The sequence below is a fragment of the Veillonella sp. AF13-2 genome, assembly GCF_003603295.1.
In the GTDB taxonomy this organism is placed as follows: Bacteria; Bacillota; Negativicutes; order Veillonellales; family Veillonellaceae; genus Veillonella; species Veillonella parvula_E.
Window position 1 is genome coordinate 114,577 of record NZ_QTMT01000003.1, and the last position, 23,267, is coordinate 137,843.

Sequence of the window (23,267 nt, forward strand, 5' to 3'; positions counted from 1 at the left end):
GTTATAATGATTGATTTTTTAAAGAAACAATTGTTTACTGTCCATCAAAACGGTAAGCAACAGGTAAGTGATGTCTTTAAATATATAGGACCTGGTATAATCGTAACCGTTGGATTTATCGATCCAGGCAACTGGGCCGCTAACTTGGCAGCTGGAGCCAGTTATGGTTACGAATTATTGTGGGTAGTCACACTATCTACGATTATGCTCATTTTATTACAGCATAATGTGGCACATTTAGGCATTGTACGCGGTCAATGCTTGTCGGAATGTGCCTATGAATTCTTACCGCGTTATGCATCTCGCTTTGTGCTTAGCACGGCAGGAATTGCGGCGGCAGCGACGGCCTTGGCTGAGTTTATTGGCGGCGGCTGTTTTCTTTGCTCATGGTATTGAAGTAACAGAGCTTGAACAGGCTGAGGAGTTGTTGCGACCACTCATTGGACCCGCAGCGGGTATTATTTTTGCAATAGCATTGTTATTTGCAGGTTTTGCCTCATCCGCTACGGCAGGTATGGCGGGGGCAAGTATCTTTGCAGGAATGTTTGGCGAGTCTTACGATATGAAAGACTTCCATACGCGATTAGGCTTGGCACTAACATATGTTCCAGCATTATTGTTGATCGTGTTTATTACAGATTCCTTCCAAGCATTATTGTTCTCTCAAATGTTCTTGAGCTTGCAATTACCAATCACCATCTTCTTGCAACTTTACATGACGAGTAGCCGCAAGGTCATGGGAGAATACGCAAACCGTAAATTTACAAATATTCTCTTATGGAGCATAGGTATCATCGTTACGATCATGAATATCTACTTATTGATTGTAGGCTAATAGAATATTCTTTGTTAGTTACCAAAAGGTTTATTATAAAATCATAATTAGAATACAGCATTAGAGTACAATATTAGAGTATAATATTAGAGTACAACATTAGAATACAAAATTAAAATGCAAAGGACCGCTATGGCGGTCCTTTTGTCATGTTACTAACGTATCTATTATGTGAAAAGCGTATCTTTGAATACCCAAGAGGGGTATAAAATATGGTACAATTAAGAATAGTATTATATAAGAATAATATTTTTAAGGATAATATAATATCTGTTGGGAGTATTCCTTAGCAGTGTGATATATGGAAAACTAGGAGGCCCTAATGGCAAAGGAAATCAACGTACAAGAGACAATACAATCTGATTTTAGTGTTGTGGTTAACGACATTGCTGAAGAGTTATTGACGCGCCTCAATATGGATGAGGATGGTTCTGTTATCGATATGTTCCAAACAGGCTCTTTTGATCCTTGGCAGTTATTTGTATTTTTTGGCGCTTTAGAAAAAGCCCTTATTGAGTTCAGAACGGATAAACGGAAGAAAACAGTTATCGTTCATGCACAACCTGAGGCTCTTATCGGCATTGGTCGCGTAGTGACACCTGTATCTACTATGCTTGAGCATGTATTGATGTCTCGTTTAAACGATATGAGTGAAGGCCGTTTGGAAACCGGCATGCTTACAGTATCTGCTGAAAGCATCGATTATGAAGGTGTAAATCTTAAAGGTCGTCACGTGCTTATCGTATGCGATCTTGTAGATGAAGATTCTAATTATCTTAAAGAATGCATTAAATTATGTAAAGAATTGAAAGCAAGCCACGTAGTGGCTGTGCCTCTCATGTTGTGGAACCCTGAATTGATCGACAATTTGACAGAGGAATCTATTAAGGCGGAATTATCTCATGAAAATCGTCCTCTCTCCTAGTAAGACAAAAACGATTGCCGATGTTGCTAGCAACGCTGAGGCAGTACATCATGCAGTCCGAGACGGCCAATTTCAGCCGAATATCACGAAAAAGATTATAACTCATGTACAATCTCTCGATGTTGTAACTCTTGGAAAGGCTTTGAAATTAAAGGATGATAAGGCACAGGCTCTCTTTGATTTTTACCAGTCTTTTGAGGCTCATCCCGTAGGTCGTGCCTGTGAAAGTTATGATGGCATTGCTTTCAAATATTTGGACTGGTCGAACCTATCTGACGAAGCCAAGGCTTTTGGTGAAAGCCATCTCGTTGTGTTGTCTGCATTGTACGGCATTGTTGAACCTAATATGGGGGTGCGCGACTATCGACTCGATATGGTCGATAAGGTGGGCATTAATCTATACGATACATGGCGTGAAGCGGTGGACGCATACTTTCACAAGGAAGATTGGATTCTAAACCTAGCATCTAAAGAATATGCAAAAATGGTGAACCATCCAAAGGTGGTAACCGTTGAATTTTGGGAATTACGGGGCGATACGTTTAAGCAGATGAGTACGTCCTCCAAAATGAGTCGCGGTGTGATGGCTCATGAATGTTTAACTCGACAAGTGAAACATGTGCGGGATTTGCCGCGCGAAATCAATGGATTTACCTGTGTCTCTGACATTGAATCCATTACCATACCAAGTGAATCGATGACGATTCGTTATGAAAGGAAGTGATTGTTTGCAAGTGCAAGACATTCTTGCAAAAGACCTTGTCGGCGATGAATGGTTGACCGAGGAGGAATTGCGATTTCTCATGTCTGTAACTGATGAAGAACAGTTGCAGTTGATATATAAAAAGGCCTACGAGGTGAAGGCAAAATACGTAAAGCCTGTAGCATACTATCGGGGTCTCATCGAGTTCTCAAACCGATGCATTAAGAATTGTAATTATTGCGGTATCCGTCGTGAAAATGATAAGACGGAACGCTTTGATATGAATCGTGAAGATATCATCAAGATGGCACAGTGGGCGTACGATCATGAATATGGTTCCATTACACTCCAATCTGGTGAACGCTGTGATGATGCCTTTGTAGACTATGTTGTGGATTTAATTCGCGATATTAAAGCCATTGGTGATGGTTCTCTTGGCATAACGATGTGTGTAGGGGAACAAAGCGAAGAGGCGTACCGCCGCATGCGTGAAGCCGGTGCGAGTCGTTATTTATTACGCATTGAAACAACCAATACAGATTTATACCATAAGATTCATCCTCGTGATGAATTGCACTCCTTTGAGACGCGCGTAGAATGCTTACGTCGTTTGCGCCGTGTAGGCTTTCAAGTAGGTACAGGTGTTATGATTGGCCTACCTGGGCAAACAGAAGAAGATCTTGTGAAGGATATCTTGTTCTATCGCGATATGGATATCGACATGATTGGTATGGGCCCTTATGTGGTGCATCATGATACGCCTCTAGGCCAAGAAGCTTTGGCGATGGGTATCGATGACGAAGCAGGTAAATTGCGTCGCGTTCAACTAGGGCTTAAGATGATTGCCTTAACACGTCTATTCTTGAAAGACGTAAACATCGCAGCCACTACTGCATTACAGGCATTAGACAAACTAGGCCGTGAAAAAGGCTTAGCCGCAGGTGCAAATATCCTAATGCCTATTATTACCATTCCTGAACACCGTGCGAAATATTTGCTATACGATAATAAACCTTGCGTGGACGACAATGCAGAACAATGTAAAGACTGCTTGACGCGCCGCGTAATGTCCATCGGTGACACCGTAGGGTGGAAACAAAATGGGGACTCCAAACATTACGGAAAACGGACGGGAGAATTTTAGTATTCTCTGTGTATCTAACTCATGTATCCTATTATAAGCTTTGGGGGAGTCTTACCTATATATAGATGGGGCCCCAATACATATCGACAATTAAATTAAAAAAGACGGTCTATACTTGTTTGCTCCTCGTTCCTGATGTCGCTGCACAAGTACAGACCGTCTTTTTTATAACTTTGTAAGGGCACTAGTCCCATCTATATATAGGATATACCGATAAAGTCTTATTAATAATTTAATTAAGTTTAGGATCTACATAGGAATACTAAAATTTTCGTTATAATTTAGTCTTATTATATAATCCTTTTTTTCTAAGAAATTTTTCTCAGAAAAAGAGGATTTTTTTATTGTAGTGTCGAAATGTATTAGCAAAGCCGTAATTTGCCAGTAAGGAGGCGATTCCAATGAAAGAGTACAGTAGTGATAAAATTAGAAACGTTGCTGTTGTTTCCCACGATGGTGCGGGTAAAACAGCTCTTGTTGAATCCTTGTTGTTAACTTCTGGTGCGGTTGATTTCGTAGGTAAAGGTCAAGATAATAAACATATTATGGACTTTGAACCGGAAGAAATTAAACGTAATGTAACTATTCAATTGGGCATGGCGCCATGTGAGTGGCATGACCATAAGGTTAACTTCATAGACACTCCAGGCTATAACGAATTCCATGGCGAAGTTCGTGCCGCTTTGCGTGCTTGTGATGGTATGTTGATGGTGCTATCCTCCACATCTGGTGTAGAAACTGACACAGTTCGCGCATGGGATTATGCAGTTGAATTACAAATGCCTCGCATGGCATTTATCAATAAAATGGATGTCGATGGTGCTGACTTCTTTGGCACTATTGAAAGAATGCGGGAATTATTTGGCAAAGGCATTATGCCATTGCAGATTCCTATCGGTGAAGGTGCCGATTTTGAAGGCGTTGTAGACGTAGCGAAAATGACCGCGTTTACTTATAAGGACGGCCAACCAACAGAGGTCGCTGTACCAGCTCACCTTATCGAAAAGGCTCAAGAAATTCGGGAAATGACCGTAGAAGCCGCGGCTGAAGGTAGCGATGAGTTGTTGGAAAAATATTTAGAAGGCGAAGAATTATCCTTAGAGGAAATCCGCCAAGGCTTGCGTGAAGGGATGATTAGTGGCCGTGTGTGCCCAATCATGTGTGGCAGTGCCACATCTCGTATTGGCTTAGATCAAGTATTGGATCGTATGATCCGTTACATGCCGGATGCAACTAAAAAAGTGATGACCGCAACTGATGCGGAAACCGGCGAACAATGTGTTGTACATGTAGATAAACCATTAACTGCATTCGTATTTAAAACATTGTTAGACCCATTCGCAGGCAAACAAAGCTTTGTACGTATCTTCTCTGGTGAACTGAAAGAAGGCGATCGCCTTTATGATGTAAACCAAGGTGTAGAAGAAAAATGGGGCAAGATGGTTACCCTTATCGGGAAGCAACAAATCCCTGTATCTGCTGCAAAAGCTGGCGATATCGTAGTGATACCAAAATTGGCTAATGCTAAGACCGGTGATACATTAACGGCTCCTGACTTTAAAGTGACATACGATGCTATCCGTTTTCCTCAACCTCTATACACTGTGGCTATGGAGCCAGTGAAAAAAGGTGAGGAGGAAAAATTAGCTAGTGCTGTTCTTAAAGTGGCAGAAGAAGATCCTACTTGCGTAGTAGTGAAAAATGCTGAAGCTCGCCAATTACAAATTGATTGTATGGGCGAAGTACATCTTGAGCATATCCTCAATAAAATGGACCGTAAATACGGCGTACAAGCTAAACTTGTGGCTCCATATATTCCATACCGCGAAACCATTAAAGGCTCTGCTGAAACCGAGTCTAAGTATAAGAAACAAAGTGGCGGTCATGGTCAATATGGTCACGTTAAGATTCAAGTGGATCCATTATATGATGGTAGCGAATTTGCATTCGTAGACAAAATTTTTGGTGGTGCTGTACCTAAACAATACATACCAGCAGTGGAAAAGGGTGCCAAAGAAACCCTAGATAAAGGCCTAATTGCAGGATATCCTATGATTGGCGTGCAAGTGACACTCTTGGATGGATCTTACCACAGCGTAGACTCCTCAGAGTTAGCATTTAAAGTAGCTACGTCACAGGCTATCAAGGATGTGATTCCTAAGGCGAAACCAGTCCTATTAGAACCAATCTATGAAGTCAACGTGTTTGCGCCAGATGCTTTCATGGGCGACATCATGGGTGATTTGAATAGCCGTCGAGGTCGTGTATTAGGCATGGAACAAAGTGAAAGAACCGGTATTTCCGTTGTTAAAGCACAAGTACCATTGGCTGAAATGTCCGATTATGTGACTGCATTGCGCTCCATTACACAAGGACAAGGCGTATTTAACCGTCAGTTCTATACCTATGAAGAGGTTCCACATAAGCAAGCGGAAGAAATTATCGCTGCTCATAAAACCCAAGAATAAGGTAATGGCCACATGCTGTATTTAATACAGTTTGAATCACTACAACTGAATAGACAATTGCATAATGTAACAATTTAATACTGTAACAATTTCATAGTGTAATAATTGACGTAAGTCATAAATTTGAATAGTATTTTACTGAGGCCCTCCATATATGTAGCGTATGGAGGGCTTTTACATAAGAGAATAGCTAGTCCTTTATGTATATATGTGCTAACATAAAAGGTAATATAATTGGTTTATTGTGGTGCCATATCCATAGATATTGTGAAAGGATTGTGTATGTTTTTCTCTAGTATTACCGCAGATTATACAAAAATGGGCTATCCTAAAGCCATCGTGCGTGCTTTAGATTTCTTGAAAAACACAGATTTGAAAGCGTTGCCTGGAGGGCGTCATGCCATCGAGGGTGACATGATGTATGCCAACGTAGATGATGTAGAAACAAAACTATTTGAAGCTACAAAACCAGAATCGCATCGTAATTATGTAGATATTCAATTTATGGTGAGCGGCGAGGAAAACATGGGATTTTTCGTAGATAAAGGTCTCGTTAAACCTGTGGAGTCCTATCCGGAGCGAGATTGCTATTTCTATTCTAATGAAGCCGTTGATGAAGGGCAAATCCATTGCCCAGAAGGGTACTATACTGTATTCTTCCCCGCTGATGTTCATCGGCCCTTACTCGCCGTAAACGATAAACCTATCAAAATCCGTAAGGTGGTTGTGAAAGTTCACGTATCTTTGCTCGGTGACTAGCATGAAACAATATGAAGTTATTGGTGTTATTATAACTCTATTAGGCGCTGTTTTATGGGGTGTATCAGGTGCATCCGTACAGTTCTTAAGCAATTTTAGAGATATGAATTTGGAATGGCTAGTAACTATGCGATTGATTACAGCAGGTTTGCTAACTGTTATCTACGCATGGTTTAGATTTGGAAATTCCATCTTTAATGTATTTCATAGTGTAAGGGATACGCTAGGACTCATTGTTTTTGGCGTATTTGGAATGGCATTATGCCAATATACATACTTCAGATCCATTGCTTTAGCTGGAGCTGGCATTGCAACGGTATTACAATATCTGGCGCCGTCTATGATTATTATTTACCTGCTGGTACGCTATGGTAAACGACCATCCAAAGGTGAGATGGTTTCTGTTATACTGGCTTTAGTGGGGACTATTTGTTTAATGGGAAATGATGATGGCCTTTCTATTGAAAGCTTCCCGATGGCGGTTCTCGTATGGGGGCTTTTATCTGCTGTCGGTGTAGCCATATATAGCATTTCTCCTGTTGATTTACTCTATAAATATGGTACATTACCTATTGTAGGCTTCGGGATGCTCATTAGCGGTATTATTGCGGCTATACTATTCCATCAACCGAACTCATATGCAGTGTGGGACGCATGGACTATTATTGGTTGTTTTAATGTCATATTTCTCGGGACGATAGTATCTTTCAATGCCTATTTAGAAGGGGTTAAACGAATTGGGGCCGTACCAGGATCTATTTTGTCATCTATAGAGCCTATTTCGGCAGCTTTCTTTGGGTGGACTTTTTTAGGAAATGAATTTAGTCTATTAGGGCTAATTGGTATGGCTATGATTATTGCTACCGTTGTTATCATCGCTTGGGATAGACAACGAACTATTAAACGAGAAGTACTGGCAAAACTGAATAAAACCATATTAGAATAAATCGATAAGAACACATATATCACAGAAATCATTTCGTAGTATATGTGTTTTTTGTTATAACATAAAGTATATTTTAGATACTGTATACATGCGCCATTTAGTTGACTATTTACATATCAATTCATATAGTAAATGTATACGTGATTATTAGTTTGTTAAGGAGGTATTTATGTCTGTAAAAGATTTTGTGCAACAACGACGTGATACGTTAATCGCTATGCGTCGCGACTTTCATATGCACCCTGAGCCTGCTTGGCTTGAATATCGATCTGCTGCGAAAGTGGCGGATATGCTTATTTCTTTGGGTTATGATGTGGCGTTAGGGGCGGATGTACTCGATTTAGATTCTCGCATGGGCTTGCCTAGTGATGAGGTTATGAAAGCTGCTATGGATCGCGCCATCGAAGAAGGTGCTAATCCAGTGCTTGTAGAAAAGATGGGCTATGGTAAAACGGCCATCGTTGCAACTATGAAGTTTGGTGGTGAAGGTCCTGTAGTAGCGTTTCGTGTAGACATGGATTCCAACGATGTCATCGAAGCTAAAGAGGATAGCCATGTGCCTACAAAGAAAGGATTCCGTTCTTGTCACGATAAGGCGATGCACGCCTGTGGTCATGATGCACATATGACGATGGGGCTAGGCTTAGCTGAATACTTGGCTGCGCACAAGGATGAATTCAAAGGAACTATTAAACTCATTTTCCAACCTGCTGAGGAAGGCGTGCGCGGTGCTAAAGCAATGGCGGAAGCGGGCGTTGTGGATGATGTAGATTTGATGTTCGGCATGCATATTGGGTTTAACGAAAATCTATCCAATTGCTTTGCGTGTAGCGATCATGGCTTCTTGGCGACTACAAAACTTGATGCGGTGTTCCACGGTTATTCTGCTCATGCTGGGGGCTCCCCTGAAAAGGCTCAAAATGCAATGCTCGCCGGCTGTACAGCGGTTCTCAACTTACAAGCCATCGCTCGTCATAGTCAAGGGGCTTCTCGCATGAATGTAGGTGTTTTTGAAAGCGGTACAGGCCGCAATGTGACTCCTGATGTGGCGGTTCTTAAACTAGAAACTCGTGGTGCTACGACAGAAATCAATGATTACATGATTGAACGGTCGAAGACTATTATTAAAGGTGCTGCAGAAATGCATGATTGTACCTTTGAAATCACAAAACAAGGAGAAACTCCTGCAGGTCGCATCAGCGATGATTTAGCTCATGAAGTACAAGCTATCGTGGAACCACTTGGGATCTTTAAAGAGGTGCCATTCGATTACAGCGGTGGCGGCAGTGAAGACTGTGCGTACTTCTTGAACCGTGTCATTGATCGCGGCGGTAGAGCGACCTATATGGTTGTGGGATCTGCCATTAAAGCACCGCATCACAATCCGCTCTTTGATATCGATGAAGAAGATATGCTAAATGGTATCGTTGCATTAGGTACCATTGCTGCTCACTATTTAAAATAAGCTTTATGTACTAGCATCATATGGTTTGTCAGTAATTGATGTAATAGATTGTGAGGTGTTATATGATTCAACGAGAGAGATTAGTTAAAGATTTTGATGCTATGGCCCAATTGACGGCACCTGGTGAGGGCATTAATCGCCTTGCTTTCACAGATGCAGACTGGAAGGGGCGTCAATATATTATAGATTGCATGACTGATGTGGGTTTATCCGTTGAAATAGACGATTTTGGTAATGTCATTGGCTATAAGATTGGTAAGAAACCAGATTTACCAGTTGTTATGGTAGGGTCTCATACGGATAGCGTGCCTAATGGAGGTAATTACGATGGTGTGGTCGGCGTATTGTCTGCCATTGAAGTAATTCGTAGCATGATCGATGATGGTTATGAACATGATCATACCATCGCTGTGGTATCCTTCATGTGCGAAGAGTCCGGTCGTTTTGGGAATGCTACACTAGGTAGTAAGGCCATGCGTGGTGAATTAAGATTACAAGACTTACACCGATTGGTAGATAAACAAGGAATTTCCTTGTACGAAGCATTGAAAGGTCGCAACTTAAATCCCGATGGGATTGAAGAAATGGAATATAACCGACCTGTAAAGTCTTTCACAGAAATTCATATAGAACAAGGTAAGGTGCTGGAGCAGGAACAGAAAATGATTGGCATTGTGACTGGTATTGCTGCGCCAGAGCGATTCTATGTGACCATTCGGGGCAATGCCGATCATAGTGGCGCTACGCCGATGAACTTGCGTCATGATGCCCTATGTGGAGCCGCTAAAATCATCCTCGGCATCGAGGAGATTGCATCCATGCAAGAGGAGCCACCCGTGGTGGGTACTGTTGGTGTTGTAGAGGTTACGCCTGGTGCGATGAATGTCATTCCAGGCGGTGTAAAGCTAGGGGTAGACATTCGTAGCATATCTAAGGCAGCTCGTAATTCTGTAGTTACTCTTGTTAAAGAATTTATTGACATTACTGCCGAGAAACGTGGATTATCGTATACAATTGAAACAATTGCACAGGACTATCCAGTGGAGATGCACCCAGCGATGATTCGAGAAATCGAAGAGGCTGTTAAGTCTGTTGGTGTGGAGTACATGACAATGCCTAGCGGTGCCGGTCATGATGCGATGCATTGGGCGGAGGTAGTTCCGACGGGAATGATCTTTATTCCATGCCGTGACGGCATCAGTCATAATCCTGCAGAATTTGCTGAAATGGATGATATCGTAACGGGTGCAGCGGTGCTTGATAAGGTGCTTAGAAAACTTAGCTTGGAAGAAACAAAGCTTGTTTAATATACTTCTTTATGTAGTTATGTAGTTATGTAGTTATGTAGTTATGTAGATAAGTAGTTATATAGTTATATGATTATACTGAATATAATTAAGTGATTACTTTTACTATTGTTAGGCCTATTAGGTGTAAGACATAGATAGGATTATTGTATTTAGTGTTGTTAGTTGTGTATTGGGTGTAAAGTGTTTATAGAGGGGATATAGCTATCTTGCATCCTATGTACACGGATAGGAGAGTTATGGTTATTACAGGTATTGTTATCGTAGTAGCGACGTTTATCGCTATTATTAAACAGTTTGAAACGCGGCTCGTTTTATTATTATCGGGCTTACTGATGTGCTTTATTGGTGGGCAGCTTGGCGCTGGTACGACGGCCTTTGTGAAAGAACTTACAAATCCAGGCCTTGTACCAACAATCTGTACGGTGTTAGGTTTTAGCTATGTTATGGAATATACAAAATGTACGGAGCATATGGTGTATTTCATTTCTGCAGGCCTCAAAAAGATGACGAAAATCATCATTCCTGGTGCTGTTATTATTACATTTTTAATTAATATTGCATTGCCTACAGCGGCAGGTTGTGCTGCGGCCGTAGGTGCATTATTGATTCCGGCTTTAATTCGTTCTGGAGTACATCCAGCGATGGCTGGTTCTGCTATCTTCTTAGGTACATGGGGTAGCTCCTTGAGCCCAGGCCTTATGTTCAACCCTCAAGTGGCACAACTGGCGGGGGTAGACGTAATGACAGTTATTGCCAGCTTCTCCATGCAAGCAATTATCGGTATCGTAGTAGCCGCTATTTTGCTTAACATCGTAGCTATCATTAAGAAGGAGCATACCGGGTATGTAATGAAAAACGATACTGTAGAGGAAGGTAAAGAATTCAAAGTAAATTATTTCTATGCAATCATTCCGATTATTCCTCTTGTATTACTTGTATTAGGTAGTAAACAAGTGGCGGTGATTCCAGAAATCTCTGTTCCTGTATCTATGCTCATCGGTACTGCTATTGGCATCATTGCCGTGCGTCCTAATGTGGCAGACGCTGTTAAGAAGTTCTTCCGCGGTACTGGCGATGGTATGTGTGATGTAGTGGGACTTATGGCTGCAGCGGCATGCTTTACTGCAGGGATGCAACACATCGGCCTTACAAGTGCACTCATCGATGGTATGAAGAACTCTCAACAAATCGCTCAAATAGGGGCAGCCTTTGGTCCGTTCTTATTGGCTGTTATCTCTGGTTCTGGTAATGCAGCAGCTCTTGCCTTTAACGGTGCTGTCACACCTCATGCGGCTGACTTCGGCTATGGCATTATGCAACTCGGTTCCATGGCTCAATTGGGTGCTGGTATCGGTCGTAGTATGAGTCCAGTAGCTGGTGCAGGTATCATCATCGCAGGACTAGCAGGTATCAACCCTATGGAAATGGCAAAACGCAATGCCGTGCCTTGTATTATTGCGACAGTAGTTATTATGCTTTTGTTACTATAATTCTATCTTGTAAGATGATTTGTTTTTACGATACACTCATAGCAGATAGATGTATAAAACTCTATAAAACTCTATAAAACTCTATAAAACAAACCCGTCATGATTTATGTAATCATGACGGGTTTTCTTGTTATGATAGATTTTATACATTCCGTATAATCTATATAGTCCGTATAGTCGGACATTATATTACTGAGATGCATTTGTAAGATAATAAGATATAAGTAAAATTTATGGACACCAAAGAAAAGAGCAATTTGTTTTTATTGCATTTTCATAATATATTATATGTATTAAAGGAATAATTGTTATACCTTTGTTTCAGCCCATGTTTTCATGAATGAGTAAAAAGCCTGTACTGGCTTGGATTCAAGGGCACTATGACGTGTGTACATCCATGTATCTCGAGTCATGATATGACCATCAAGAGTTTTCAGGGTTTCTTTAAATAGGTTAGGGTAATCATTGCCACAACTTTGGGTAAGAATGGTGAAACCAAGTCCTTGGTTAACTAGCTTCATACATGTATCGATGTCGTTTACTTCAATGGTGCGCATCGGAGGTTGTGAGTAGTGGGAATACCACCAATCATCGATAGTTTGCTGTAGATTCGGATCTGTCTGATAGTGAATATATGGCAAGCGAGGTAACTCCTCTACAGTACATGGAGTTTTGTTGAAGAAACAAAATGGTTCAGACCAGATATGTTCTTTCGACTCTGCCCAAGTGTGGGCACCGCGGATGATGGCAGCGTGTAGGCGACCTTCGAGGAAGTCGTGGTACAGCTTATAGCTGAGTCCCGTATACATGATGATATCGATGTGTGGATAGGTCTCTTTAAAGGTGGATAAGATATGGGGAATATGATATTTTGCGAATACATTTGAGCATCCTAGGTTTAATGTACCGCGCGGTTCACTACCCATAGCTAATAGCTCTTGGCGCACCGAAGTATAGGAGTTTAGTAAATCTTCGGCGTAGCGCACAAGGCGCTGGCCTTGATAGGTAAATTCCACACCGCGAGCTTGTCGATTGATGATGGGACAGTTAAATTCCTTTTCTAATTTTTTTATTCGTTCACTCAATGCAGGTTGCGTCATAAATAGACGACGAGCCGCATAGGTAATATTATTTTCCTCTGCTAAGGTTTTTAAAATTGTACAGTCTTTCGTGTCCATAAACTCTCCTTTACATATGTATTATTGTACTCTATCCCGTAGAGTTGGTACAGATGAGAGAGTTCTAAGGCTATACTGATTGGTCATAACCAGAGGAATGAAACTTTCACAAGTATATGTGGTGAAAGTATAGTGTTTGTAAAGGTTTACATATACCTGAGGTTAATAAAGGAGTAAGTCATGGTTGAATTAATTTCAAATGGTGTATTTTTATATCATGGTACCGATATCGTTCCTGCAGATTCTAGTGCAGCCCTTGATCAGCATGAAGTTTTTAATAAAGAACGCACCTATAAGGAAACGATGGTGTACCGGATTTTAATGGACCATCAACAGCATGAAGGTGATCAAGATCTACGCATCAAATTCGATGCCTTAACATCTCACGATATTACCTATGTTGGCATCATTCAAACGGCGATTGCCAGTGGTCTAGATAAATTTCCAATCCCTTATATTTTGACAAACTGTCATAATAGCTTGGCAGCAGTAGGGGGCACGATTAACGAAGACGACCATGTATTCGGCTTATCCGCAGTTCAACGCTTCGGCGGCGTGTATGTACCTCCTCATCTTGCAGTTATTCACCAATACATGCGTGAAACAATGGCAGGCTGTGGCAAAATGATTCTCGGTTCCGATAGTCATACTCGTTACGGTGCTCTTGGTACTATGGCGATTGGTGAGGGCGGTCCAGAGCTTGTAAAGCAATTGCTCGGTCGTACCTATGATGTACAACGTCCAGAAGTTATTGCTATTTACCTCGATGGAAAACCTAAACACGGCGTAGGTCCACAAGACGTGGCACTCGCTATTGAAAAGGCAGTATTTGCTAATGGCTTTGTAAAAAATAAAGTAATGGAATTCGTAGGCCCTGGTATTGAATACCTATCCATGGACTTCCGTAACGGCATCGATGTAATGACTACAGAGACTACATGCCTTACAACAATTTGGAGAACAGACAGCAATACAAAAGAATTCTTAACACTTCATGGTCGTGGTGATGCTTATAAAGAGCTTAACCCTGGTGATGTAGCTTACTATGATGGCCTTGTAAAAGTAAACCTTGATGAGGTGGAAAGCATGATTGCTATGCCATTCCATCCAAGCAATGTATATACTATTAAGGAAATTAACGAAGGTGGTCGTGATTTATTAGCAGAAATCGAACGACAAGCTGTTGAGCAATTAGATAATAAATCCTTATCTCTACAATTGCCTGAAAAGCATTTTGATGACAAATTGCATTTAGACCAAGGTATCATCGTAGGCTGCTCGGGTGGTTTGTATGAAAACCTCATGCAAGCAGCTAATATCGTACGCGGTAAAAGTGTAGGTTCTGGCCGTTTTGCGTTCAGCGTATACCCTTCTAGCCAACCAATCTACTTAGAACTCATGAAAAATGGTGCCCTTGTAGATTTAATGGAAGCGGGAGCTATCGTGCGTACAGCGTTCTGTGGGCCATGCTTCGGTGCTGGTGATACACCTAATAATACTGGTCTCAGCGGTCGTCATGCGACACGTAACTTCCCGAACCGTGAAGGTTCTAAACCAGGTAATGGTCAAATCTCCTCTGTAGCACTTCTCGATGCTCGTTCTGTAGCGGCTACAGCTATTAATGGTGGCGCTTTAACGGCAGCAACCGATGTTGAATACGATGATGTAGTATCAGCGTATCACTATGACGATAAACCGTATGAAAGTAAAGTATACAGTGGCTTTAATGAGCCTAAAAAAGATGCGGAACTCATTTACGGTCCATCCATTAAACCATGGCCTTCTATTAAGGAATTGACACCAAATGTATTGCTTAAAGTAGCTGCTTATATCGATGATCCTGTAACAACTACAGACGAATTGATCCCATCTGGTGAAACATCCTCCTTCCGTTCCGATCCATATGCATTGTCTGAATTTGCCTTGAGCCGTAAGGTTCCTGAATATGTAGGCCGTGCAAAAGTCGTTCGCAATTGGGAAAAATCTCGTCAAGAAGGTGACAGCGCAGCAGACTTAGTAAGTGCATACGAAGAGGTAAAACAAGCTCTTGGCCTTACAGAATCCGTAGAAGAGATGGCTAAATCTACGGCAGTGTCTAGCATGGTGTACGCTAATCGCCCTGGTGATGGCTCTGCTCGTGAACAAGCCGCATCTTGCCAACGCGTATTAGGTGGCGGTGCTAACATTGCTATTGAATATGCTACAAAACGCTATCGCAGTAATGTCATTAACTGGGGTATGTTACCGTTTGTAACTAGTGAAGAAGACTCTAAAACTATGGCTGTAGGCGATTATATATATGTGCCAAATGTACGTGACCAATTATTCTCTGACTCCGATGATTACAAAGCATATGTTATTAGCGGTGGGAAGAAGAAAGCGGAAATCACACTGCATTTGGGCCACTTAAGCGATGAAGAAAAAGAAATTATCGGTGCTGGTTGTCTTATCAACTACTATGCAAACAGCAAAGCATAAGCATTGCATATAGAGGAGTACGTTATGAACGGGTATAAAGAAATCCCCATTACCTATATGCGTGGCGGTACTAGTAAAGGGGCGTATCTGTTAAAAGATACGCTTCCCACTGATCCAGCTGCACGAGATCGTATGATTTTAGATTTATATGGTTCTCCTGATGCACGTCAAATTAATGGTATCGGCGGTGCTGATCCATTGACGAGCAAGGTCGCTATTGTAAATCCTTCTGACCGGGATGATGCAGATATCGACTATACCTTTGGGTATGTAGGTATTGCTGATGCGGTGGTTGATTATGAAGGGAACTGTGGCAATATTTCTGCTGGTGCAGGGGTATTTGCTATTATGGAAGGCTTTGTGAAAGCCATAGAACCAGAAACAGTAGTTCGTATCTTTAACACAAATACAAATAAGGTTATTGAAGCGCATGTACCAGTCCGAGATGGTAAACCTGTCATTGACGGTGACTTTGCCATCGATGGTGTACCTGGTACGGGTGCTCGCATTACATTATATTTCTTGGAGCCAGGCGGTTCTAAGACAGGTAAGCTATTACCAACAGGCAATGTACAAGATACCATTACATTGGCTGATGGTCGCACAATCCAAGTCAGTCTCGTAGACGCAGCTAATCCAGCTGTATTTGTAAAGGCGACAGACCTTGGGTATGAAGGCACGGAATTACCGGCTTTCACAGAAACGGATGGCGGTGTATTACTCAATACACTTGAAGATATTCGCACTACTGCGGCAGTTATGATGGGCCTTGCTCCATCTAAAGAGGTCGCCAGTCCTGCAGTTCCAAAGGTATGCATGGTATCCGCACCACAAACCTACGTAGCAAGTGATGGTCGAACTATCGAGGGGAATAGCATAGACATCGTGGCGCGTACTAAAGCACTAGCTGTAATGCATAAAGCTTATGCTGTTACAGGTGGTATTTGTACAGCTACGGCAGCGCCGATTAGGGGCACTGTGGTGAACGAAGTAGTAAGCGAACGGGCTAAAGAGACAAATCGCGTTACTTTGGCGCATCCATCAGGGAAATTTGATTTCGAAATATGCTTGACCAATGACAAGGGTTGGCATGTGGAGAAAGCGGGCGTCGCTAGAACAGCGCGACCGATTATGAAAGGCATAGCTTATGTTAAAGGAGAGTAAGAATGGGTAAGCTACTTAAAATTGCAATTATGTTTGCCATTCCTTTGGCAATGTGGTTCATTACACCGCCAGAAGGTTTGAGTGTTGAAGCTTGGAGACTGTTAGGTTTCTATTTAATGGCTATCGTTGGTCTAGTTGTTAAACCTTGGCCAGCACCAATTATCTTGTTATTATCTATTGCAGGTTCTGCAATTTTCTTGAATGCTACGAAAAACGTATTGTCTGGTTATGCATCCACAACAGTATGGCTAGTATTCTCTGCGTTCTCCCTCAGTGTGGCGTTCGTAAAAACAGGCCTTGGCCGTCGTATTGCGTACCTGTTGATTAAATCCTTAGGTCATACTACATTGCGCCTTGGCTATGTAACTGCTTTATTAGATCTTATTATTTCCCCAGTAACACCTTCCAACACAGCTCGTTGTGGTGGTATCGTGTTCCCAATTATGAACTCTGTAGCAAAAGCATTGGGTTCTGAACCTGGTGAAAGCGCAAAAAAAGCTGGTTCTTACCTCATGGTTAATACATACATGGTTACTAAGGTAACAAGCTTGATGTTCGCTACAGCGATGGCGCCAAACTTATTGGCTGCTGACTACATGAACAAAATCCTCGGTGTAGACATCAACTGGGGCCTTTGGGCATTAGCACTCGTAGTACCAGGTCTTGTAATGCTTCTCATTACACCAGCTTTGGTATACTACTTAGATAAACCATCTATTCAACACATCGACTCTCACGGGATTGCTGATGAAGGTTTGAAAGAACTTGGACCTATGACGGGTCGTGAGAAAGCCCTTATTGTTATCTTTATCCTTGCGTTGCTTGGCTGGGCATTACCTTCCATTTTGACTCAAGGCTTTGGTATTAAATTCTCCCTTGATGCAACGGCTGTAGCTATCGTAGCCATGGTGGCCGCTCTTGTGTTCGGGGTTATTAAATGGGAAGATATGCTTGAATCCAAAGGTGCTTGGAACACATTGATCTGGTTCGGTGGTATCATCGGTATGTCCAGTGCATTGTCCAAGGTTAAATTCTTTGAATGGCTAGCTGACTTCATGGGTAACCACTTCAACTTCGGCGACAACCCTATGATGGCTCTTATCATCATCGGTGCTATCAGTATCGCTGTTCGTTACTTGTTCGCCTCTGGTAGTGCCTACGTTGTAGCCATGCTTCCAGTATTCCTTACTGTAGGTAAAGTAGCGGGTGTAAACCCAATGGCGTTGTCCTTGTTACTAGCTGCAACAAACTCCTACGGTGGTGCCTTGACTCACTACGGTGGTGCAGCGGCTCCAATCGTATTCGGTGCAGGTTACAACACTGTTAAGAGCTGGTGGATTATCGGCGGTATCTTCGCTATCATGTGCTTCATTGTAAACCTCGTTGTAGGTTACGCATGGTGGGAAATCCTCGGCATCCTTTAATACCTAACTAGAGATATTAGTTATTCTGCAAATAGACAGAATGATCATCCCCTAGATGGTGAAAGTTGTAAGACTTTCACAAATAACATTTCACAAAACAATATAAAAGAGCTGTCCCAGAATCAGTACGTTAATCTGATTCTAAGGACAGCTCTTTTTGCATTATTTAAGCTTGTAGGCTACCCATAGGGCAGCACCGATAAAGGTAAGGCTGCATGCCCAGAAGAGGGCAGTGAAACCAAATTGAGCGGCTACGATGGATCCGCCAAAGGAGCCCAAGAAATAGCCCATAAATAAACAGGATTGATTGTAAGAGAATACTTGACCTGTATATTCCTTAGGTGTTTTAGAGGATAAGTATGTATTCAGCGCAGGTAGCATCCCACCTAGACCAAAGCCTTGTAAGAACCGTATGAAGCCAAGTGCATACACAGAGTCTACATAAGCTTGAGGAATATTGAGTAGGCCTACATATAGCATTGAATAAATGAGGACCTTTCTTGGCCCGATGCGATCTACTAACTTTCCTAGTGGCGAGCTACTTAAGAATTGAGCTACGCCCATGGCGGAAAATACAGCGCCAGATATGAAGGCGATATTTTCGGCATTACTTGGTAGCATGCCTTTCACATAGACCGTCATAATAGGTGAAATGGCTGTAACCGAAATGGCATACAAGAAGGATGCGGCAGATAAAGCAACTAAACTAGAAAATTCAGGTAAGTGGGATTTTAAGTTCTTGAAGGTTTGTTTTTCTACTAGTGGTTTTGGTACATAATTTTCATGTACAAGTATAGCTGTTAGGGTGAATGCCAAAAGCATAAAGGCACCGATGATAAAGAAGTCATATCGTATGCCTACTACATCACTTAGATAGCCGCCTACAAGTGGACCTGCTAGTGAACCTGCGAGATTAAAGGAGGCCACAATTCCTAAGGCCCAACCTGTATGATCTTGCGGTATTTCTGAGGCGATGAGTGTAACTGACGCAGAATAAAATCCAGTCACTAACCCTTGTAGAGTACGAATGAGAAATACACCTTCCGGTGTTGTTTGAAAGCCTAATAAAATACTACATATGGCCATGCCAAGGCTAGAGCGAATAAGCGTAATTTTACGGCCTTTGTGATCCGCTAATCGACCCCAGAAGGGAGCCGCTAAACAAACGATGAGGAAAGTAATCCCCATGGAAGCACCAGACCATCGTGCAATAGAGCCTGTATCAGTCAATCCCATCTCATGGAAATAAAGAGGGAGAATCGGGCTGACCTGACTAATGCCGAGGGACATGAAGAATACACAGAATGCGCATATATACACCGTACGTTTCCACGTTTCCAAAGTATCTCTCCTTCACTACTCTTAGTACAATTTATAGTACTAGAATATTAGTAATTCTATATCTTTTTGACTTCATTCCTAATATTAAGTCAGGAAGTTTGTCATTTGCAATGGTATCTTGACTCTAGTGTTTGATGATTAAAATAAAAACTTATGCTCTCTTTTCTACAAAATAATTAGTGGGAACTGATAACATATGTAATTTCAGTATACTATTAGTATTTAGCGTAAACAATATAAATATTTTAGACCATAAGGTTAATATTTTAATATACATATATTTATATTAGAATAAAGAGGATTAGAAAATTGTTATGAGAGTGAAGAAAGAATTTTTTAATGTGGCTAGATAATGAGCTTTCACTATTTAAACAAAATATAGAAATGTTACTAGTGAATCAACGCATAGGCAGATTAGCATATTTGTGGGCTGTGTGTGGATTAATGGTTAGTAAATTTTTAGCTTACCTTATATTCGTTCTGTTGATAGGAATTATTCAAGGGACTCCACTTGAAGGTAGTCAGTATTTGTCTTATATTTATTTTGGAAGTCTACAGATTATACATATAGTTGCAACTATTTTTATACTTAAACGTAGACTAAATGATTGTGGTTCATCCTTGTGGTATATGATCTTGGTTCCCATAGCATATCTAAGCTTATGGGTGTATTGGGGGATGAGTTTTAGTTGGTTATCTATATCCGAGACTATTGTAAATGCAAGCTTTTATTGGGATGGGTTCTTTTGGCAGTATTTCATCTTAGCTTGCTTTGCCTTGCCTCTTAGCGTGCCAGATTCTAATAAATATGGCTTAGATGAAGGTCGAGATAGATATAATAACTACATTATTACTTACAATCGAAGTTCCACTATTAGTGAAGATAAGGATGCTAGTAGATTTGACTATGTGTGCGGTTGTGTATGGGATGTTTTATTTACCAAGCTCCTTGATGTTAAAGGCAGATCCTCCGTATCAGCCTTTTGGGTTGGTCTTATGGGATCTTGCATTTTTATGGATGTCATTATGTATATGGCTATTGCTGTAGTTTCGTTAATTGTTCATCTTGGCATCTCTCTTTATATACCTCGTTGGGGCTTTATGGTTATCCTAATATGGCCAGCCATAGCAATGATTACATTAGGTATACGTAGACTTCACGATTCTCTATTAAGTGGCTTGTGGATGATTGGCCTTTTTATTCCGTATATCAATATTTTTGTTAGCTATCATCTTTTGTTTAAAAAATCTTGGCATATAGATAATTAAATGAAATGCCTTGGATTTAAAATACCAGTTGACATAAAAACAAGAGATTAGAAAATTGATTTGATTTTGTCGTATTACTTATTGCGATTTAGAGATAAATAAATAATGTTGATGGGCGAGGAGTTATGGATATTAATTTAGTAAATGAAATAAAAGTCGCACTTAAACAAAATGATTTATATTTTATTAATAGGACACAAGACTATGTTATTGTTAATGATGATTATAGAGGCGTAATAATTTACACTCCTCAATTAGAGTATGTTGACTCTTATATACTAGATAATACAAAGGTTATAATTTTAAATAGTTTTGTAGACTCTGAAAATAATAGAATTGTACTCCATTTAGAAGCAGGATTATGGTACATTGATTTAAATAGACATTATTCACAGTTCATAAAGTATGATTTTGAGAGTGAATGCATTTATATTTTGTATTTTTCTGTATTTAAATCAGGGTCTATTAGCATATTTTCCAGTTCTCTCATGATACAGTGGGACTTTGTTGATAATAATTTAAGTTTCATAGCTATTGATAAACTATCTTCTTGTAATGAACTCACTTTATATAGGAATTGGGAAAGTGAATTTAGAGGTGCAAATAGTATTGGCTTTATAGATAATAAATGGATAGTATATGAGGAGGATATTAAGATATATCAGGATAATAGGCTTGTCTATAAACTCCCTATGGAATATAGTAAATGGTATCAATTTGATATGGATGGTGATTATTTTATTGCCATAGATGAATCTATTTTAATTCTAACTAGTTTAAGTAACACCCGAAATAGGCTGAAAAAAATTCATGTTGATAATGAATCTTGTTTTGGTGCTGTGTTAATACATGATAAGCACTTTTCTTATTTAGTTGTATTGATTATCAATGAAAGAACAGGAGCATCATGTTTGCGAAGTTATAATATTTCCAATTAGTGCATATATTACAATACTTATCATAAGATGAAGAATGATGAGACAGCTTTTATATTCTGAATTAATAAAATTTAAACTTGAATTATTAACATTAGTTCAATGTTTCAAGACAATTAAATTATTTACAATCAATATACAGACATACCTTTCTATAAACTTATTGGTGTTTATTGGTATAGGAATAAATATCTTTATTTTATCTACTCTTCCGGAGATAGTGTATACTCAAGAAATTTATGACATTATATATTATGTGGGCACAGTTATTTATGTTCTTTTTGTAGCTTTTACAAATTATGCTAGCTTGAAATATTATAAAAAAGAGCGATTTAATTGGTTAAATATCATAATTACTGTATTTTTATTATTGATATTATTGGGTGGAAAGCATTTTGACTTTTCTTACGGAAAAGCTATTTTTGAGTCCAACAATATTATATTATGGGGCGTTGATGTGCCAGATATATTCTATCCATGTCTTTTGTGTTCAATGTTGTTGTTTTCTGTAGTACCTAGGAAACTTTGGTTACGAGATAATACTGTTGAACTTAAGGGAATAATTTTTGATAATAAGGTTATAGATGTACTCTGGGGTGAACGTAATGATTTAACTACGTCTCAAATTAAAGCTATAAACTCTTTTTATAGTCGCCAAGATAAAAGGCCTCTTTTAACAGATTTTTATAAAAGCATATTAATTGACAGTCTTTGGCTTAATGGACGAAGCACAGTTCGCCAATGGAATCTGTTCAATGTATATTTAGCGTTTATAATATACAATATGATATTAAATTATAATATCGAAAACTATGCTTTGCGATATGTTCTATACTTTTATCTTATATATACTATTATTGTAATGATCTGTAGACGTTTGAAAGATAGTAATAGTAGTATATTTTGGATTGTTGTCTTGTTTGTTCCTATCATCAATATATATGTATTGTATCTGTTGTATAATAAAACCTCTGCGTTATATGATAAAGAAAGTAATAGTATTTTTTATTATGCATTATGATACATAAAATATGATATATAAGATTGTATGTTAAAGATCTTTCTATGGCTGAACAACAATCAGAAATTAAAACTTCTTGACTTTCATAGTCATTCCTAGTATGGTGCGACGTCACATGAGCGTTAGTCGTGAGGGATATGTTAGTATCCTGCGAAAGGGGAATGCGTTGCATTCAAACAAGGTGGTACCGCGATTTATAGTATAATACAATCGTGTGGAAGACTTTTATAGTTTGGTTGAGGAGAAATCGGATTCATTTAGTAATAGGATTTCTGATCTGACTATTCCAATGGATGATGTTGCTTCACTTGGGCCACCTACTTCGGAATCTATAGCATTATGACCACCATTGAAAACACAAATCTATGAAAAGGATGGAATTATTACATATAAACATAAATGATAGGTTAGA

17 protein-coding genes and 2 pseudogenes are annotated in these 23,267 nt (G+C 40.1%); 17 read left to right on the forward strand and 2 right to left on the reverse strand.

Annotation, left to right across the window (positions count from 1 at the left end):
- Positions 1-6 precede the first annotated feature (6 nt).
- From DWV85_RS09450 to dcuC, 10 genes and pseudogenes are all read left to right on the forward strand, one after another.
- Positions 7-835 (forward strand): annotated as a pseudogene (locus DWV85_RS09450) (divalent metal cation transporter).
- A 322-nt stretch (positions 836-1,157) separates the two neighbouring features.
- Positions 1,158-1,760, forward strand: a complete 603-nt coding sequence (locus tag DWV85_RS06425) for a hypothetical protein (RefSeq protein WP_123138346.1) — start codon at positions 1,158-1,160, stop codon at positions 1,758-1,760.
- Positions 1,738-2,484: a YaaA family protein gene (locus DWV85_RS06430; protein WP_123138347.1), complete on the forward strand. Its 747-nt coding sequence runs from the start codon at positions 1,738-1,740 to the stop codon at positions 2,482-2,484. The genes DWV85_RS06425 and DWV85_RS06430 overlap by 23 nt, the downstream gene beginning before the upstream one ends.
- Positions 2,471-3,607, forward strand: coding sequence for a [FeFe] hydrogenase H-cluster radical SAM maturase HydE (gene hydE / locus DWV85_RS06435; protein ID WP_243632541.1), 1,137 nt, complete (start codon positions 2,471-2,473; stop codon positions 3,605-3,607). Before DWV85_RS06430 ends, hydE begins: the two co-directional genes overlap by 14 nt.
- Positions 3,608-4,008: 401 nt before the next feature.
- Positions 4,009-6,075 (forward strand): elongation factor G, encoded by a 2,067-nt coding sequence (fusA, locus tag DWV85_RS06440; protein WP_008603194.1) that lies wholly within the window; start codon positions 4,009-4,011, stop codon positions 6,073-6,075.
- A gap of 282 nt (positions 6,076-6,357) precedes the next feature.
- Complete coding sequence (locus tag DWV85_RS06445) at positions 6,358-6,834, forward strand: YhcH/YjgK/YiaL family protein (RefSeq protein WP_123138348.1); 477 nt, start codon at positions 6,358-6,360, stop codon at positions 6,832-6,834.
- A 1-nt stretch (position 6,835) separates the two neighbouring features.
- Entirely contained in the window at positions 6,836-7,780 is a 945-nt protein-coding gene (locus tag DWV85_RS06450) for an EamA family transporter (protein WP_123138349.1), read from the forward strand.
- Positions 7,781-7,949: 169 nt separating this feature from the next.
- On the forward strand, positions 7,950-9,245 hold the full coding sequence (locus DWV85_RS06455) for an amidohydrolase (protein WP_123138350.1): 1,296 nt from the start codon (positions 7,950-7,952) through the stop codon (positions 9,243-9,245).
- Between the two features lie 62 nt (positions 9,246-9,307).
- Positions 9,308-10,552 carry a M20 family metallo-hydrolase gene (locus tag DWV85_RS06460; RefSeq protein ID WP_123138351.1) on the forward strand — a complete coding sequence of 415 codons (1,245 nt, stop codon included), beginning with the start codon at positions 9,308-9,310 and terminating at the stop codon, positions 10,550-10,552.
- A gap of 239 nt (positions 10,553-10,791) precedes the next feature.
- Positions 10,792-12,045: a C4-dicarboxylate transporter DcuC gene (gene dcuC, locus DWV85_RS06465; protein WP_123138352.1), complete on the forward strand. Its 1,254-nt coding sequence runs from the start codon at positions 10,792-10,794 to the stop codon at positions 12,043-12,045.
- A gap of 308 nt (positions 12,046-12,353) precedes the next feature.
- Here dcuC and DWV85_RS06470 read toward each other — a convergent pair whose 3' ends face one another.
- Entirely contained in the window at positions 12,354-13,223 is an 870-nt protein-coding gene (locus tag DWV85_RS06470) for a LysR family transcriptional regulator (RefSeq protein ID WP_123138353.1), read from the reverse strand.
- Positions 13,224-13,403: 180 nt separating this feature from the next.
- Between DWV85_RS06470 and DWV85_RS06475 the strand changes: the two genes are divergently transcribed.
- Genes DWV85_RS06475 through DWV85_RS06485 form a run of 3 tightly spaced genes read left to right on the forward strand, consistent with a single transcriptional unit; the run spans position 13,404 to position 18,289 of the window.
- Positions 13,404-15,701, forward strand: a complete 2,298-nt coding sequence (locus DWV85_RS06475) for a hydratase (RefSeq protein ID WP_123138354.1) — start codon at positions 13,404-13,406, stop codon at positions 15,699-15,701.
- A 24-nt stretch (positions 15,702-15,725) separates the two neighbouring features.
- Positions 15,726-16,865 carry a PrpF domain-containing protein gene (locus tag DWV85_RS06480; protein ID WP_123138355.1) on the forward strand — a complete coding sequence of 380 codons (1,140 nt, stop codon included), beginning with the start codon at positions 15,726-15,728 and terminating at the stop codon, positions 16,863-16,865.
- Positions 16,866-16,867: 2 nt separating this feature from the next.
- A complete protein-coding gene (locus DWV85_RS06485) occupies positions 16,868-18,289 on the forward strand; it encodes an anion permease (RefSeq protein WP_123138356.1) in 1,422 nt (473 codons plus the stop codon).
- 162 nt (positions 18,290-18,451) lie between these two features.
- Here DWV85_RS06485 and DWV85_RS06490 read toward each other — a convergent pair whose 3' ends face one another.
- Positions 18,452-19,630 (reverse strand): MFS transporter, encoded by a 1,179-nt coding sequence (locus DWV85_RS06490; RefSeq protein ID WP_123138357.1) that lies wholly within the window; start codon positions 19,628-19,630, stop codon positions 18,452-18,454.
- A gap of 384 nt (positions 19,631-20,014) precedes the next feature.
- On the opposite strand from DWV85_RS06490, the pseudogene DWV85_RS09440 reads away from it, so the two are divergent.
- From DWV85_RS09440 to DWV85_RS06505, 4 genes and pseudogenes are all read left to right on the forward strand, one after another.
- Positions 20,015-20,122, forward strand: a pseudogene (locus DWV85_RS09440) (DUF805 domain-containing protein); the annotation flags it as partial.
- A gap of 186 nt (positions 20,123-20,308) precedes the next feature.
- Positions 20,309-20,899, forward strand: coding sequence for a DUF805 domain-containing protein (locus tag DWV85_RS09395; protein WP_243632554.1), 591 nt, complete (start codon positions 20,309-20,311; stop codon positions 20,897-20,899).
- 125 nt (positions 20,900-21,024) lie between these two features.
- Positions 21,025-21,837, forward strand: coding sequence for a hypothetical protein (locus tag DWV85_RS06500; protein ID WP_123138359.1), 813 nt, complete (start codon positions 21,025-21,027; stop codon positions 21,835-21,837).
- Between the two features lie 34 nt (positions 21,838-21,871).
- Positions 21,872-22,855 (forward strand): DUF805 domain-containing protein, encoded by a 984-nt coding sequence (locus tag DWV85_RS06505; protein ID WP_123138360.1) that lies wholly within the window; start codon positions 21,872-21,874, stop codon positions 22,853-22,855.
- Positions 22,856-23,267 lie beyond the last annotated feature (412 nt).

Bases quoted from the DNA above. Each gene is read 5' to 3' on its own strand.
- DWV85_RS06455 (WP_123138350.1), top strand. From the start codon at position 7,950: ATGTCTGTAAAAGATTTTGTGCAACAACGACGTGATACGTTAATCGCT.
- DWV85_RS06470 (WP_123138353.1), bottom strand. From the start codon at position 13,223: ATGGACACGAAAGACTGTACAATTTTAAAAACCTTAGCAGAGGAAAAT.
- DWV85_RS06480 (WP_123138355.1), top strand. From the start codon at position 15,726: ATGAACGGGTATAAAGAAATCCCCATTACCTATATGCGTGGCGGTACT.
- DWV85_RS09395 (WP_243632554.1), top strand. From the start codon at position 20,309: ATGAGTTTTAGTTGGTTATCTATATCCGAGACTATTGTAAATGCAAGC.
- DWV85_RS06505 (WP_123138360.1), top strand. From the start codon at position 21,872: ATGATGAGACAGCTTTTATATTCTGAATTAATAAAATTTAAACTTGAA.
- DWV85_RS06425 (WP_123138346.1), top strand. From the start codon at position 1,158: ATGGCAAAGGAAATCAACGTACAAGAGACAATACAATCTGATTTTAGT.
- DWV85_RS06485 (WP_123138356.1), top strand. From the start codon at position 16,868: ATGGGTAAGCTACTTAAAATTGCAATTATGTTTGCCATTCCTTTGGCA.
- DWV85_RS06450 (WP_123138349.1), top strand. From the start codon at position 6,836: ATGAAACAATATGAAGTTATTGGTGTTATTATAACTCTATTAGGCGCT.
- hydE (WP_243632541.1), top strand. From the start codon at position 2,471: ATGAAAGGAAGTGATTGTTTGCAAGTGCAAGACATTCTTGCAAAAGAC.
- DWV85_RS06430 (WP_123138347.1), top strand. From the start codon at position 1,738: ATGAAAATCGTCCTCTCTCCTAGTAAGACAAAAACGATTGCCGATGTT.
- DWV85_RS06500 (WP_123138359.1), top strand. From the start codon at position 21,025: ATGGATATTAATTTAGTAAATGAAATAAAAGTCGCACTTAAACAAAAT.
- DWV85_RS06445 (WP_123138348.1), top strand. From the start codon at position 6,358: ATGTTTTTCTCTAGTATTACCGCAGATTATACAAAAATGGGCTATCCT.
- fusA (WP_008603194.1), top strand. From the start codon at position 4,009: ATGAAAGAGTACAGTAGTGATAAAATTAGAAACGTTGCTGTTGTTTCC.
- DWV85_RS06460 (WP_123138351.1), top strand. From the start codon at position 9,308: ATGATTCAACGAGAGAGATTAGTTAAAGATTTTGATGCTATGGCCCAA.
- DWV85_RS06475 (WP_123138354.1), top strand. From the start codon at position 13,404: ATGGTTGAATTAATTTCAAATGGTGTATTTTTATATCATGGTACCGAT.
- dcuC (WP_123138352.1), top strand. From the start codon at position 10,792: ATGGTTATTACAGGTATTGTTATCGTAGTAGCGACGTTTATCGCTATT.